Origin of the sequence: Microbacterium oleivorans NBRC 103075, from assembly GCF_001552475.1 — a bacterium.
Taxonomy (GTDB): domain Bacteria; phylum Actinomycetota; class Actinomycetes; order Actinomycetales; family Microbacteriaceae; genus Microbacterium; species Microbacterium oleivorans.
Genome location: NZ_BCRG01000014.1, coordinates 37,873 through 50,870, shown reverse-complemented (window position 1 = coordinate 50,870; position 12,998 = coordinate 37,873). Strand labels below are relative to the sequence as shown.

13 protein-coding genes are annotated in these 12,998 nt (G+C 69.2%); 5 read left to right on the top strand and 8 right to left on the bottom strand.

The features are described from left to right. Positions 1-79: 79 nt before the first annotated feature. On the bottom strand, positions 80-1,924 hold the full coding sequence (locus tag MO1_RS13160; RefSeq protein ID WP_060916297.1) for a DEAD/DEAH box helicase: 1,845 nt from the start codon (positions 1,922-1,924) through the stop codon (positions 80-82). 103 nt (positions 1,925-2,027) lie between these two features. Between MO1_RS13160 and MO1_RS13155 the strand changes: the two genes are divergently transcribed. Continuing rightward, complete coding sequence (locus MO1_RS13155; RefSeq protein ID WP_036308661.1) at positions 2,028-2,870, top strand: SGNH/GDSL hydrolase family protein; 843 nt, start codon at positions 2,028-2,030, stop codon at positions 2,868-2,870. Position 2,871: 1 nt separating this feature from the next. Here the strand turns inward: MO1_RS13155 and MO1_RS13150 are convergent, their stop codons facing one another. Beyond that, positions 2,872-3,663 (bottom strand): TrmH family RNA methyltransferase, encoded by a 792-nt coding sequence (locus tag MO1_RS13150; protein WP_060916267.1) that lies wholly within the window; start codon positions 3,661-3,663, stop codon positions 2,872-2,874. A 76-nt stretch (positions 3,664-3,739) separates the two neighbouring features. Between MO1_RS13150 and MO1_RS13145 the strand changes: the two genes are divergently transcribed. Together MO1_RS13145 and MO1_RS13140 are read left to right on the top strand one after the other, a co-directional pair. After that, positions 3,740-4,585, top strand: coding sequence for a Sir2 family NAD-dependent protein deacetylase (locus MO1_RS13145; RefSeq protein WP_036308658.1), 846 nt, complete (start codon positions 3,740-3,742; stop codon positions 4,583-4,585). A gap of 31 nt (positions 4,586-4,616) precedes the next feature. Then, entirely contained in the window at positions 4,617-5,222 is a 606-nt protein-coding gene (locus MO1_RS13140) for a histidine phosphatase family protein (RefSeq protein WP_060916296.1), read from the top strand. A 3-nt stretch (positions 5,223-5,225) separates the two neighbouring features. On the opposite strand, the gene MO1_RS13135 is transcribed toward MO1_RS13140, so the two are convergent. The 4 genes from MO1_RS13135 to pdhA are packed head-to-tail and all read right to left on the bottom strand — an operon-like array spanning position 5,226 to position 9,839. After that, on the bottom strand, positions 5,226-6,380 hold the full coding sequence (locus tag MO1_RS13135; protein WP_082724424.1) for an acyl-CoA dehydrogenase family protein: 1,155 nt from the start codon (positions 6,378-6,380) through the stop codon (positions 5,226-5,228). Positions 6,381-6,388: 8 nt separating this feature from the next. Next, positions 6,389-7,717: a dihydrolipoamide acetyltransferase family protein gene (locus MO1_RS13130; protein WP_060916265.1), complete on the bottom strand. Its 1,329-nt coding sequence runs from the start codon at positions 7,715-7,717 to the stop codon at positions 6,389-6,391. Continuing rightward, positions 7,714-8,724 carry an alpha-ketoacid dehydrogenase subunit beta gene (locus MO1_RS13125; RefSeq protein ID WP_060916264.1) on the bottom strand — a complete coding sequence of 337 codons (1,011 nt, stop codon included), beginning with the start codon at positions 8,722-8,724 and terminating at the stop codon, positions 7,714-7,716. Before MO1_RS13125 ends, MO1_RS13130 begins: the two co-directional genes overlap by 4 nt. Beyond that, complete coding sequence (gene pdhA, locus MO1_RS13120; protein WP_036308648.1) at positions 8,721-9,839, bottom strand: pyruvate dehydrogenase (acetyl-transferring) E1 component subunit alpha; 1,119 nt, start codon at positions 9,837-9,839, stop codon at positions 8,721-8,723. Before pdhA ends, MO1_RS13125 begins: the two co-directional genes overlap by 4 nt. A gap of 177 nt (positions 9,840-10,016) precedes the next feature. Between pdhA and MO1_RS13115 the strand changes: the two genes are divergently transcribed. Next, complete coding sequence (locus MO1_RS13115; protein ID WP_036308647.1) at positions 10,017-10,490, top strand: Lrp/AsnC family transcriptional regulator; 474 nt, start codon at positions 10,017-10,019, stop codon at positions 10,488-10,490. On the opposite strand, the gene MO1_RS13110 is transcribed toward MO1_RS13115, so the two are convergent. Then, entirely contained in the window at positions 10,438-11,427 is a 990-nt protein-coding gene (locus tag MO1_RS13110; RefSeq protein WP_255209275.1) for an EamA family transporter, read from the bottom strand. The two genes, MO1_RS13115 and MO1_RS13110, sit on opposite strands and share 53 nt — an antisense overlap. A gap of 103 nt (positions 11,428-11,530) precedes the next feature. Here MO1_RS13110 and MO1_RS13105 point away from each other — a divergent pair, with 103 nt between their 5' ends. Further along, positions 11,531-12,088 carry a CGNR zinc finger domain-containing protein gene (locus MO1_RS13105; RefSeq protein WP_036308643.1) on the top strand — a complete coding sequence of 186 codons (558 nt, stop codon included), beginning with the start codon at positions 11,531-11,533 and terminating at the stop codon, positions 12,086-12,088. Here the strand turns inward: MO1_RS13105 and MO1_RS13100 are convergent. Further along, complete coding sequence (locus tag MO1_RS13100; RefSeq protein ID WP_060916263.1) at positions 12,048-12,944, bottom strand: alpha/beta fold hydrolase; 897 nt, start codon at positions 12,942-12,944, stop codon at positions 12,048-12,050. The two genes, MO1_RS13105 and MO1_RS13100, sit on opposite strands and share 41 nt — an antisense overlap. Positions 12,945-12,998 lie beyond the last annotated feature (54 nt).

Sequence of the window (12,998 nt, the reverse complement as noted above, 5' to 3'; positions counted from 1 at the left end):
TCACGGTAGTCAGGGCCGATGGCCGCCATCGGCCGAAAGCTGGAACTGCCAGCATTTCGGGGATCCGAAGGAGCACGCGTCAGGAGTGGACGCGGCGCCGCAGGACCTCGATGCGGGCCTGCAACTGAGCGACCGTGGCGCGGGCGACCTCGGGCCCGCCGCACACCCGGCGGAGTTCCGCATGCACCGCTCCGTGCGGCTCACCGCTCTGCCGTGCGTACAGCCCGACGAGGCTGTTGAGGAGTTGGCGCTGTTCACGGAGCGTGCGGTGGAGGGCCGGCGGCAGCGTGTTCTCCGGTTCACCCGTCGCTTCGGCCGTCGTCTTCTCCTGCGCTTCACGCGCGTGGCGGTGCCTCGTCTGTCGCGACTGCCGCTGCATGAGCAGATCGTGCACGTGCTCGGGTTCGAGCAGTCCCGGGATGCCGAGGAACTCTTCCTCCTCCAGGGTTCCCGGCACGGCCAGCTGCCCGAACTCCTTGCCGTCGTAGAGCACGCGGTCGAAGTGCGCGGTCGAACCGAGGGCTTGGTAGCTACCCTCCTCGATGAGCGAATCGGATGCCTTGTCCTCCCGCTCCGCTTCTTCGAGCAGCGAGTCTTCGAGGCCGTCGTCGTCGGTCTCCTCGCGGTCCAGGGCGTGGTCACGCTCACGTTCCATCTCGTTCGCGAGGGCGAGCAGCTGCGGAACGTTCGGGAGGAACACGGATGCCGCTTCGCCCCGGCGGCGGGCTCGCACGAAGCGGCCGATCGCCTGAGCGAAGAACAGCGGCGTCGACGCACTGGTGGCGTACACACCGACGGCGAGGCGGGGGACGTCGACACCTTCCGACACCATGCGGACCGCGACCATCCATCGCGTCGTCGACTGACCGAAAGTCTCGATGCGGCCCGAGGCCGCCTTGTCGTCGGAGAGGACGACCGTCGTCGGCTCCCCCGTGATGTCGCGCAGGATCGCGGCGTACGCGCGCGCCGCCGTCTGGTCCGTCGCGATGACGAGGCCCCCGGCATCCGGGACGTCCTGGCGGACCTCGGTGAGACGCCGGTCGGCGGAGCGCAGAACGGCCGAGATCCACTCCCCCTCGGGATTCAGCGCCGTCCGCCACGCCTGGGAGTTGATGTCCTTCGTGTTGTCCTGGCCGAGGTGGGCTTCGTACTCGTCGCCCGCCTTGGTCCGCCACTTCATCTGCCCCGCGTAGACGTGGAAGAGGACGGGGCGGACGACGCCGTCGGCGAGCGCACGTCCGTAGCCGTAGTTGTAGTCGGTCCGCGACAGCCGGATGCCCTTGTCGTTGGGGTGGTACTCGACGAACGGGATGGGAGCGCTGTCGCTGCGGAATGGGGTCCCCGACAGGAGCAGACGTCTGGTTGCGCGTCCGTACGCTTCGCGGAGCGCATCGCCCCAGCTGAGTGCGTCACCGCCGTGGTGGACCTCGTCGAGGATGACGAGCGCCCTCGAGTCGAGGACGAGCCGCTCATGGACGGATGCCTTCACGGCGACCTGCGCGTAGGTGACCGCGACCCCGTGGTAGTGCCGCGCCGGGGTGAAGTGCTTGTTGCTGAAGCGCGGGTCGAGGCGGATCGAGACACGGGCCGCGGCATCCGCCCACTGGGTCTTCAAGTGTTCGGTGGGCGCGACCACGATGATGCGGTCGATGATGCGACGGCGGAGCAGCTCGCTCGCGAGACGAAGGGCGAAGGTGGTCTTACCGGCGCCGGGGGTCGCGGCGGCGAGGAAGTCGCGAGGCCCGCCCCCGACCCCGTCAGGTCCGTCCATCTCGAAGTACCGCTCGAGCGCTTCGGCCTGCCAGGCTCGGAGGTTCTGCGCAGTTCCCCACGGGGCGCGCTGCGGGAACGCCGGGGAAAGATGCTCGGCGGCGAAACTCCCGAAGTGGGGCTCCTCCGCAGCCGCCCCTTCTTCGCTCGTCATCTCGCTCGTCACGTCGATCCACCCTAATCGTGCATTCCGACAGTCACCCCCGCCGGCATCTGGACGACTGACCTCCGGCGGGTAGCCTCGATGTGGAGGTGCCATGATCGAGAACGCCCCGGGCGCGGCCGAGAACCGGTCGCCCTATATCCCCAATCCGACCGTCCACCCCTGGCGGCGAATGGTGTCGATCGGCGACTCCTTCACCGAGGGGATCGGCGATCCCTACCCCGACCGCCCGGGCGAGCATCGCGGCTGGGCCGATCGTGTCGCCGCCGTCCTGTCGTCGCAGGTCGACGACTTCGCGTACGCGAACCTCGCCATCCGCGGCAAGCTCATCCGCCAGATCGTCGACGCCCAGATCGAGCCGGCGCTGGCCCTGAAGCCCGATCTGATCACGCTCTCCGCCGGCGGCAACGACGTCATCCGTCCCCAGGGAGATCCGGATGCCGTCGCCGAGCTGTTCGAGGATGCCGTGGCCCGCCTGTCGTCCCAGGGCGCGACGCTCCTCGTGTTCACCGCCATCGACACGGAGTTCACGCCGGTGTTCCGCGGCATCCGGGGCCGCGTCGCGATCTACAACGAGAACATCCGCGCGATCGCCGACCGCTACGACTGCATCGTCGCCGACCAGTGGGCGCTCAAAGAGGTGCAGGACATGCGCTTCTTCGACGACGACCGCCTGCACTACAACGTGCTCGGCCATCATGAGGTCGCCCGGATGGTGCTGCGTTCCCTGAACGTGCCGAACGAGCTGCAGCCGATGGCCCCCGAGGCGCTTCCGCCGACGACGTGGCGCGCTGCGCGGGCGAACGACCTCGTCTGGGCGCGCACGCACTTCGTGCCGTGGGTCCTCCGGCGCCTTCGGCACCAGTCCTCCGGCGACGACATCACCGCGAAGCGGCCTGACGCGCTGCCGTTCTCCGGTCACCCGCGCGGCGACTGAGTCAGCGAAGCGCCCAGAGCGCGACGGCCGCAGCGGAGGCGACGTTCAGCGAGTCGACCCCGCCCGACATCGGGATCGTGACGATCGTGTCCGCGGCGGCGAGCGCTGCTGCCGACAGGCCATCGCCCTCCGAGCCCATGAGCACGGCGAGGCGGGGTGGGCGGGAGGCGGCGAACACGTCGAGCGAGACGGCGTCGTCGGAGAGCGCGAGCGCCGCAAGATGCACCCCCGCGTCGGTGAAGAGCGACCCCTCGGCATCCCACTCGGGTAGACGCGCCCACGGCACCTGGAAGACGGTCCCCATGCTCACCCGCACGCTGCGCCGGTACAGCGGGTCGCCACAGCGGGGTGACACGAGCACCGCATCGGCGCCCAGCGCGGCCGCAGCGCGAAAAGCCGCACCGACGTTCGTGTGGTCGACGATGTCCTCGAGGACGACGATGGTCCGCGCCTCGGCGAGGAGATCCTCCGGGGCGGGTTGCACGGGCCGGTGCATGGCAGCGATCGCTCCCCGATGGACGGCGAAACCGGTGACCTGCTCGGCGACCGTGTCGGGGACGACGTAGACGGGCGCGTCGCCCGCGAGCGCCGTCACGTCGTCGACCCACTTCTCCTGCACAAGGACCGAGCGAGGGCGGTGCCCCGCCTCGACGGCACGCGTGATGACCTTGGCCGACTCGGCGATGTAGAGACCTCCGGCCGGTTCCGTCACCCGCCGGAGGGCGGTGTCGGTGAGGCCGCGGTAGTCCGTGAGGCGCGGATCCGCGGGGTCGTCGATGCGGATCGTCGTCATGGCCCCATGCTGTCACGCGGGCCGACGTGACCTCCGCGAAACGACGACGGCGTAGGCTCGATCACCGAGGAGGGCCATGAGCGTGCTGGACCTGGATGCCGCGACGACCGCCGCAGTGGAACGCGCAATCGACGCGCTCGCGGGACATCGCGTCGCCGTCCTCACCGGTGCCGGACTCTCGACCGATTCGGGTATCCCGGACTATCGCGGCAAGGGCGCCCCCGTCCGCACCCCCATGACGGCGCAGGAGTTCCTCGCCGACGATGCCTCCCGCCGTCGGTACTGGGTCGGCAGCCACCTCGGCTGGCGAACCTTCGCCGCCGCCTCCCCCAATCAGGGCCATCGCGCGCTCGCCGACCTCGAGAAGGCGGGGATCGCCACCGGAGTCATCACGCAGAACGTCGACGGTCTGCACGTCCGCGCCGGCAGCCGCCGCGTCGTCGAGCTGCACGGCACGATGCGCCGTGTCTCCTGCCTGCACTGCGGTCAGGTCTTCGACCGTCGCGACCTCGCGGTGCGGATCGAACGGGACAACCCGTGGATCACCGTGCCCGAGAACGTCGAACTCGGGCCCGACGGTGACGTGACACCCGGCGCGAGCGACGGCTTCATCATTCCCGACTGTTCCGTCTGCGGCGGGATGCTGAAGCCCGAAGTGGTCTTCTTCGGCGAGTACATCCCCCTCGAGAAGTTCCGCGAAGCCGAACAGCTCCTCCGCTCGAGCAACGCCCTCCTCATCGTCGGATCATCGCTGGTGGTGAACTCCGGCATCCGTCTCCTCGACCGTGCGCGCCGACGCCGCCTCCCGGTCGTGATCGTCAACCGTGGTGAGACCCGAGGCGACAAGCGTGCGACCGTGAAGATCGACGCAGGCGCGTCCGAGGTGCTCACTGTCCTCGGCGACGCGCTCGCCGCGGTCTGAGCCACCGATGCGGTCGCCGTACGCTCGAGAGGTGACGATCATCACCCTCGTACGCCACGGCGAAACCGACTGGAACCGCACCCGCCGCATCCAGGGGTCCAGCAACATCCCCCTCAACGACACCGGCCGCGCTCAGGCGCGCGCGGCGGGAACCGCCCTCGCCGAGGCACTCGATCCCCTCACCCCGAGCGTCGTGGTCTCCAGCGATCTGTCGCGTGCGAACGAGACTGCACGAATCATCGCCGAGATCCTCGACCTCCCGGCACCCCGCACCTATCCGGCGCTGCGCGAGCGCGGGTACGGGGATGCGGAAGGCCTCACCGACGTCGAGGTCTTCGAACGGTGGGGGCCATGGCACACGGCCGATGTCCCGAATGCCGAACCCTGGGCGGAGGTGACAACCCGCGCACTGCGGGGCATCCAGGAGGCCGTCGCCGATGCGCGCTCACTGGTCGCACCGGCATCCCCGCACGTCATCGCCGTCGCCCACGGCGCACTCATCCGCACCGTGATCTCGCACGCGACGTCCGGCGAGTATCCGGAGCCCGGCCACAAGCTGGCCAACGGCTCTGCGCACACCTTCCGGGTCGAGGACGCCTGGCTGTCACTGCTGACGTCGTCCGCGCTGCCCGTCTGACGCTCAGGCGAGGCCGAGCGACCGGGCGATCAGCAGCAGCTGCACTTCGGTCGTCCCCTCCCCCACTTCGAGGATCTTCGAGTCGCGGAAGTGGCGCGCGACGGGGTACTCGTTCATGAAGCCGTTGCCGCCGAAGATCTGCGTCGCGTCGCGCGCGTTGTCCATCGCGGCGTCGCTCGAGGTCAGCTTCGCAATCGCCGCCTCGGTCTTGAAGGGCCGCCCCGCATCGCGCAGGCGCGCAGCGTGCAGCCACGCGAGCCGCGACACGTGCACACGCTGCTGCATGCGTGCGAGCATGAACTGGATGCTCTGCCGGCTGCCGAGCGACTCGCCGAAGACCACCCGGGTCTTCGCGTAGTCGACCGCCGCCTCGAGGCATCCCTCCGCCGCACCTGTGGCCAGCGCCGCGATCGCGATGCGGCCCTCGTCGAGGATGTGCAGGAAGTTCGCGAACCCGCGGCCCCGCTCGCCGAGCAGGTTGGCTTCGGGAACCCGCGCGCCCGAGAAGACGAGCGGATGCGTGTCGCTGGCATGCCAGCCGACCTTGTCGTAGGCCGGCCCCACCGTGAAGCCGGGGGTGCCGCGGGGCACGATGATCGTCGAGATCTCGCGCTTCGCATCGTCGGAGCTCCCGGTGACGGCGGTGACCGTGACGAAGCGGGTGATGGAGGTACCCGAGTTGGTGATGAACTGCTTGCCGCCGTCGATGACCCACTCTCCGCCGTCCAGCTTCGCGGTCGTGCGGGTGGCCCCGGCATCCGACCCCGCCTCCGGCTCGGTCAACCCGAAGCCGGCGAGCGCTCGGCCTGCCAGAAGGTCGGGCAGGTACTCCTTCCGCTGAGCGTCGGTGCCGAACCGGAAGATCGGCATCGCTCCCAGGCTCACACCGGCTTCCAGCGTGATGGCGATCGACTGATCGACGCGGGCGAGCGCCTCGATGGCGAGGCCCAGGGTGACGTAGTCGCCGCCCTGGCCGCCGACCTCTTCGGGGAACGGCAGGCCGAACAGCCCCATGTCCCCCATCTGCGCCACGACGTCCATCGGCAGAGTCTTCGTGCGGTCAGCCTCGTACGAGGCGGGCGCGACCACCTCGTCCGCGAACGAGCGGACGAGACCGGCCAGCTCGATCTGCTCCTCTGTGAGGTTGTATCCCGACATCGGCAGACTCATCCGAACACCATCGCCCTTCCCGGCTCACGCAAGACATCGGCCACGTCGGTGAGGAACCGGGCCGCTTCGGCCCCGTCCACCAGACGATGGTCGAACGACAAACTCAAGGTCATGACGTCGCGGAGAGCGACGGCACCGTCGTGCTCCCACGGTCGACGCTGCACCGCGCCGAGTCCGAGGATCCCGGCTTCACCGGGCACGAGGATCGGGGTTCCGGCGTCCACGCCGAACACCCCGTAGTTCGTGATCGAGAAGGTCCCGCCGGACAGGTCCGCCGGAGTGGCCTTACCCGCTCTCGCGGTGTCGGCGAGTGTGCGGATCTCCCCGGCGAGATCGACGAGCGACAGAGCGCCGGCATCCTTGACCGAGGGGACCACGAGTCCCCGCTCTGTCGCCGCGGCGATCCCGAGATTCACCCGCCCGAACCGGACGATCTCGCCGGCAGCCTCGTCCCAGGTCGCGTTGAGTTCGGGAGTCCGGCGTAGCGCGAGGCAGACCGCTTTGGCCGCGACCGCCATGATTCCGATGCGGTGCTCCGCGTATCGCCGGTCTTCGCGTAAACCGGCGACGAACCCGACGGATGCTGTGACGTCGACCGTGAGGAATGTCGCCGCGTGCGGGGCCGTGAACGCGGAGCGCACCATCGCCTCCGCCGTGTGTTTGCGGACCCCCCGGATCGGGACCCGCTGGTCGTCCGTCGTCGCGGCCACCGGACGTGCGGATGCCGGCGCGGGGGCGACGGCCACGGCGGTCGTCTCCGCCGCATAAGCCTCGACGTCCTCGCGCGTGATGATCCCGTCGACGCCGTGTGCCGCTACGAGGTCGAGGTCGACCCCGAGGTCGCGGGCGAGCTTGCGCACCGGCGGAGTGGAACGCGGGCGCTCGCGCGGCTCGTGCTCCGGAACCGTCGGCGCGATGGCATCGTGAGGTGCCGCCTCGCGGACGGCCAGGTCGACAGCGTCGCCACCGATACCCGCGCGGACACGACGCTGGGGACGCGCGGAACTGCGCGGTGCGGCACCGTAGCCGACCAGGTTCGGCTCTCGCTTGGCGTCGACCGGCGCGTCTGTGCCGGCGGCATCCGCCCCCTCCACTTCGAAGGCGATCAGGACCTCGCCCACGGGGACGATGTCGCCCTCGGCGTGGTGCAGGGCGGACACGGTGCCGGCGAACGGCGAGGGCAGCTCGACGACGGCCTTCGCGGTCTCGACCTCGGCGATCGTCTGGTTCAGGGTGACGACGTCCCCGGCCGCGACGTGCCACTGGACGATCTCGGCCTCGCGGAGGCCCTCACCGAGGTCGGGGAGACGGAATTCGGTGATCACGCGGTCACCTCCGGCACGTTCGAGGAGCGTCCGAGGACCTGGTCGACGGCGTCGAGGATGCGATCGAGGTCGGGCACGTGATGATGCTCGAGCTTCGCCGGCGGGTACGGGATGTCGTGACCCGTGACTCTGAGGGGCGGCGCTTCGAGGTAGTGGAAGCACTTCTCGGTGATGCTCGCGATCACCTCCGCAGCGACGCCTGCTTCCCGGGAGGCCTCGTGCGTCACGACGACGCGGCCGGTGCGGCGGACGGATGCGGCGACCGTGCCGTAGTCGATGGGCGAGAGCGATCGCAGGTCGATGATCTCGAGGCTGATGCCCTCGTCCTCGGCGGCGAGCGCGGCATCCATCGCCGTCGTCACCTGCGCGCCGTAGGTCACGACTGTCACGTCGGTGCCCTCGCGGACGACGCGCGCGAGCCCGAGCGGAGCCGCGTCCGCGATGTCGGCCTCGAGGTCGACGTCACCCTTGGCGTGGTACATCCGCTTGGGTTCGAAGAAGACGACCGGGTCGTCGCTCGCGATCGCCTGACGGAGCATCGTGTAGGCGTCCTGCGGGTTCGACACGGCAACGACCCGGAGCCCTGCTGTATGGACGAAGTACGCCTCCGGCGACTCGGAGTGATGCTCGGCCGCGCCGACTCCGCCGGCCCACGGGATGCGGATCGTGATGGGCATCTTCACGCGACCCTGCGTGCGGTAGTGGAGCTTGGCGACCTGGCTGACGATCTGGTCGAACGCGGGGTACACGAAGCCGTCGAACTGGATCTCGACGATCGGCCGGAACCCGCGGAAGGCGAGCCCGACCGCTGTTCCGACGATGCCCGATTCGGCGAGAGGGGTGTCGACCACGCGGCGGGCACCGAACTCCTCCTGAAGGCCGTCGGTGATGCGGAAGACGCCGCCCAGTCGGCCGATGTCCTCCCCCATGACGAGAACCCGATCGTCGTCCGCGAGAGCACGGCGCATGGCGGCGGTGAGGGCCTTGCCCATCGTGAGTTCGGTCATGACGCACCGCCCACGAAGCCGTCGAGGTAGGAAGCGAATCGAGCGCGCTGCTCATCGAGTCCGCTGTGCGGCTCGGCGTACACGTTGTCGAACACCCGGAGGGGTTCGGGGGCCACGGCCCCCACGACGGCGCTCCGCATCGCCGCTGTGAACCGGCCGGCATCCGCGGTCAGGGACTGCGCGAACGAATCGTCGAAGGCGCCGAGGGAACGCAGGTACGCCTCGACCCGAGTGAGGGGGTCGCGGGCACGCCAGTAGGCGACCTCGCCCGCGTCGCGGTAGCGGGTCGGGTCGTCGGAGGTGGTGTGAGGCCCCACGCGGTACGTCACGGCTTCGAGGTAGGCGGGCCCGCGTCCGCTCCGGGCGTGATCGGCGGCCCAGCGCATCGCGGCGATGCAGGCGAGGACGTCGTTGCCGTCGACGCGCAGGCTCGGGATGCCGAAGCCCGGCGCACGGTGGGAGATGGGCGTGCGTGACTGCAGCTCCACGGGCTCGGAAATAGCCCATTGGTTGTTGGAGCAGACGAAGACGACCGGAACGCCGTAGGAGGAGGCGAAGATCATGGCCTCGTTGACGTCGCCCTGGCTCGTCGCGCCGTCGCCGAAGTACGCCACGGCCACCTGGTCGCCACCGTCGCGCTGTATGCCCATCGCGTAGCCCACGGCGTGGAGGCTCTGGGCGCCGATGATGATCTGCGGGTTGGCGACATGGACATCGAACGGGTTCCAGCTCGCGTGCTGAGCGCCATGCCAGACGAGGACGAAATCCTGGGGTTGCACGCCGCGGACGACTTCGATGCCGATCTCGCGGTAGCTCGGAAAGAGGAAATCGTCATCGTGACACGCCCACGCAGTGCCGACCTGGACGGCCTCCTGCCCCTGCGCCGGTGCCCAGAGTCCGAGGTGTCCCTGGCGCTGCAGGGCGACTCCCTCGGCGTCGAGCCGGCGGGCGAGGAACATGTCTCGGTAGACCTGACGGAGCATCGGCGCGTCCACGTCGGCTGCCCACGGTTCGAGCCGCTCGTCCCGCACACGGCGACCCTCGTGATCAAGCAGTCGGGCCACGTCTTCGGTATCGCTCGCCACCACGGTGGCGGGTGTCAGAGTGTCGGTCATCGTCGTCCCTCTCTGATCGCGGACGCGCGTCTTGTGGACGGACGACCGGGGCAGAACACCGGCTTCGTCGCCGGATGGTGCGAGACTAGGCCGACATCGCACCTCGCTCAAGCATCCCGAAGAACATTGAGCAGGATGCGTAAGCGCACGAGAGGCCTCCTGCTATGGTGTGGCACTATGAGCGCTCTCGACCACGTGGATCTCGAGCTGTTGAACGCCCTCGCCGAGGATCACCGCGCCACCGTGGTCGCTCTCGCCGAGCGGCTCGGGCTGTCTCGCAACACCGTCCAGGCCCGGATGGCGAAGCTGGAGCGCTCGGGGGTGTTCCTCTCCTTCGAACGGGCGATGTCACCCGCCGCTCTCGGCTACGCGATCGACGCGATCCTGCACGTGCAGGTGCGTCAGGCCGACCTGCCGCGGATCACCGCGGAACTGCAGGAGATCCCCGAGGTCGTCCAATGCCACGGCATGAGCGGACCCGTCGATCTGCTCGTCCGCGTCGCTGCCCGGGACACGCAGCACCTGTTCGACATCGACGCGCGCATCCTGGCAATCGACGGCGTCGAGCGCACCGAGACGTCTCTCGCGATGGGCGAGGTCATCGGGTACCGGGTGCGACCTCTCCTGGCAGCGGCTCGGCGGGGGAACTGACATCCACGGGCGCCCGCTCCTCGGCGCGCACGAGGACGACGCCCGCCAGGATGAGTGCACCGCCCACGAACTGCACGACCGCGGGCGCCTCCCCCAGCAGGAGCCACGCGAAACTCAGCGCGAACAGCACCTCGGAGAGTCCGACGAACGACGCGAGGCGCGAACCGATCCGGGGAACGGCCACGATCCCGAGCGCGTAGCCCGTCGCCGTGCAGAGCCCCACCAGCACCAGCGGGACGAGCGGCGAAACGGTCATCCCCAACAGTTCCACGGGCGCGTCGGAGACCGACAGGGGCAGGATGCCCCCGGCGGCCAGCAACAGGATCGTCACCGTCCCGATGAGCAGACCGCCCGCCGCGAGCGACAGCGGCGGCAGATCATCGCCGGTCCGCTCGCTCATCACGAAGTACACGCACGCACACACCGCAGCGAGGAGGGCGAACGCAGTTCCCAGCAGATCGAACCGCGCGCCGGCGACGTCCACCACCAGGACGAGGCCGACCATCGCGACGACGGATCCGATGAGCACGACGCGGGACGGAGCACGGCGGGTCCTCGCCCAGACGAAGAGGACGAGCATGACCGGCGCGAGGTATTGAATCAGGAGGGCGATGCCCACCGGCATCCGCTGCAGCGCAGAGAAGTAGAACACCTGGCATCCGACCACGGGGATGAGCCCGAACGCGAGAAGCGAGACCCCATGGGCGCGGAGGAAGTCGGGGCGTCGAATGAGGGTGCGCACGAGCGCCGGCGAGAGCACGAGGCCGGCGACCCCCATCCGGATCGCGAGAACGGCCGCGAGAGACCAACCCCCTTCGAGCAGCGGCTTGGCGATGGGGCCACTGACCGAGAACGTCAGGGCGCTCGCGACCGCAAGGACCAACCCGCTCGGCGGGACAGCACCGCGCGTGGGACGTGCGGGAAGCTGGACGGACATCGTAGAAGTCATCAGCGGTCCTCGAGGGCGAGATCGATTCGTCATGACCTAAGCGTCATTACACTGGTGACAGTAGCGACCGAAAGCGTCAGGAGTCAACACCATGTTCATTCATGACACCGAAAGCGCACTGCGCGCGGCGACGGCGCTCGTGAACTCCCTTCCCGAGATCGACGGCGAAGGGATCGATCGCCTGGCGACCCTCGAGGACCTGAGCACGTTCCTGCAGGAGTATCCCTACTCGGGAACGATCCGCCGGGACGATGTCGAGCTCTCCGAACTCCGCTCCGCGCGGTCTCAGCTGCGCCAGTTGTGGACCGGCGACCGCGTCGCTGCGGTGCCGATCGTCAACGCCATGCTCCGCGAGGGTCAGGCGCTCCCCCAGCTGGTGATCCACGACGGGTACGACTGGCACATCCACGCCACCGACGATGCGGCACCCCTCGCGACGCGGATCACCGTGGAGGTCGCCATGGCGTTCGTCGACGTCATCCGCTCGGACGAGTTCGACCGCGTGCGCGTGTGCTCGGCCGACGACTGCCAAGCCGTCTACATCGACTACTCGAAGAACGGGTCGAAGCGTTACTGCGACACCGGCAACTGCGGCAACCGCATGAACGTCATGGCGTATCGCCGTCGGAAGGCTGAAGAAAGCGCGTGATCGCGATCGCCGCTGCCCGCGGCGTCTCGTAGTGGATCAGATGTCCCACCTTCGGGATGACGACGAGGTCTGCGTCACGGAACATCCGCTGCAGCTCGTGCTGAGCGGAGAGCGGGGTGATGTCGTCGTTCTCGGCCGCGATCAGCAGGGTCGGCACCACGATGTCGGCGGCCGCGGCCCGGACATCGTGAGAAACCGAGGTCACGAACGCCTCGTGCAGCGTGTCACGGTCGGCGAAGCGCGAGAAGTAGGTGTCGTGCTGGTCGTGGATGAAGGAGCGGAGGCCTCGATCCTTCGTCTTGGCCATCGCGATACTCGTCACGCGGACGATGAGGCCGTTCCGCAGGAGCGCATCACCGAGCCGCTTCGGCAACCGTGCGCCCGCCCAGTAGTAGAAGATCGCGAGCCGGGTGAGGATGCCGCGCGGACCCTCCAGTGCCGGCGCACCGATCGGGTTCACCAGGATCAGTCGCGGCGTTGCGAGGCCGCGCGCGACGGCAGCGGACGAGACGATCGAGCCGAAGGAATGCCCGAGGACGACGGCTCCGGGTGCGACCTCGGTCGCGAATGCGGTGAGCCAGGTCGCGTAGCCGTCGAGGTCGTGCTTTCTTGGCAGGGGAGCCGTATCGCCGAAGCCGGGGAGGTCGGGCGAGACGACGCGCACACCGTCGAGGAACGCCACGACGGGCTCCAGCCCGTGATGATCTCCGCGGAATCCGTGCACCGCGAGGATCGTCATCGCCGCCTCCGCGGGGCCGTAGACCCAATAGGCGGTCCGCACACCCGCGACGACCACCTCGTGCCGCTCGGCAGGGATCGCGGCGAGCCGCGCGGCGTAGGGATTTTCGGCACTCACCCTCCGAGTCTACGAGCGGTGCGTCCGCGTCACCCGGGCGGCGCGTCGTCCCCG

What these genes read in the sequence shown, in the direction of transcription:
- MO1_RS13160 (WP_060916297.1), bottom strand. Translation starts at nt 1,924, where the DNA reads ATGACGAGCGAAGAAGGGGCGGCTGCGGAGGAGCCCCACTTCGGGAGT.
- MO1_RS13105 (WP_036308643.1), top strand. Translation starts at nt 11,531, where the DNA reads ATGTTCATTCATGACACCGAAAGCGCACTGCGCGCGGCGACGGCGCTC.
- MO1_RS13145 (WP_036308658.1), top strand. Translation starts at nt 3,740, where the DNA reads ATGAGCGTGCTGGACCTGGATGCCGCGACGACCGCCGCAGTGGAACGC.
- MO1_RS13125 (WP_060916264.1), bottom strand. Translation starts at nt 8,724, where the DNA reads ATGACCGAACTCACGATGGGCAAGGCCCTCACCGCCGCCATGCGCCGT.
- MO1_RS13150 (WP_060916267.1), bottom strand. Translation starts at nt 3,663, where the DNA reads ATGACGACGATCCGCATCGACGACCCCGCGGATCCGCGCCTCACGGAC.
- MO1_RS13110 (WP_255209275.1), bottom strand. Translation starts at nt 11,427, where the DNA reads ATGTCCGTCCAGCTTCCCGCACGTCCCACGCGCGGTGCTGTCCCGCCG.
- MO1_RS13135 (WP_082724424.1), bottom strand. Translation starts at nt 6,380, where the DNA reads ATGTCGGGATACAACCTCACAGAGGAGCAGATCGAGCTGGCCGGTCTC.
- pdhA (WP_036308648.1), bottom strand. Translation starts at nt 9,839, where the DNA reads ATGACCGACACTCTGACACCCGCCACCGTGGTGGCGAGCGATACCGAA.
- MO1_RS13155 (WP_036308661.1), top strand. Translation starts at nt 2,028, where the DNA reads ATGATCGAGAACGCCCCGGGCGCGGCCGAGAACCGGTCGCCCTATATC.
- MO1_RS13115 (WP_036308647.1), top strand. Translation starts at nt 10,017, where the DNA reads ATGAGCGCTCTCGACCACGTGGATCTCGAGCTGTTGAACGCCCTCGCC.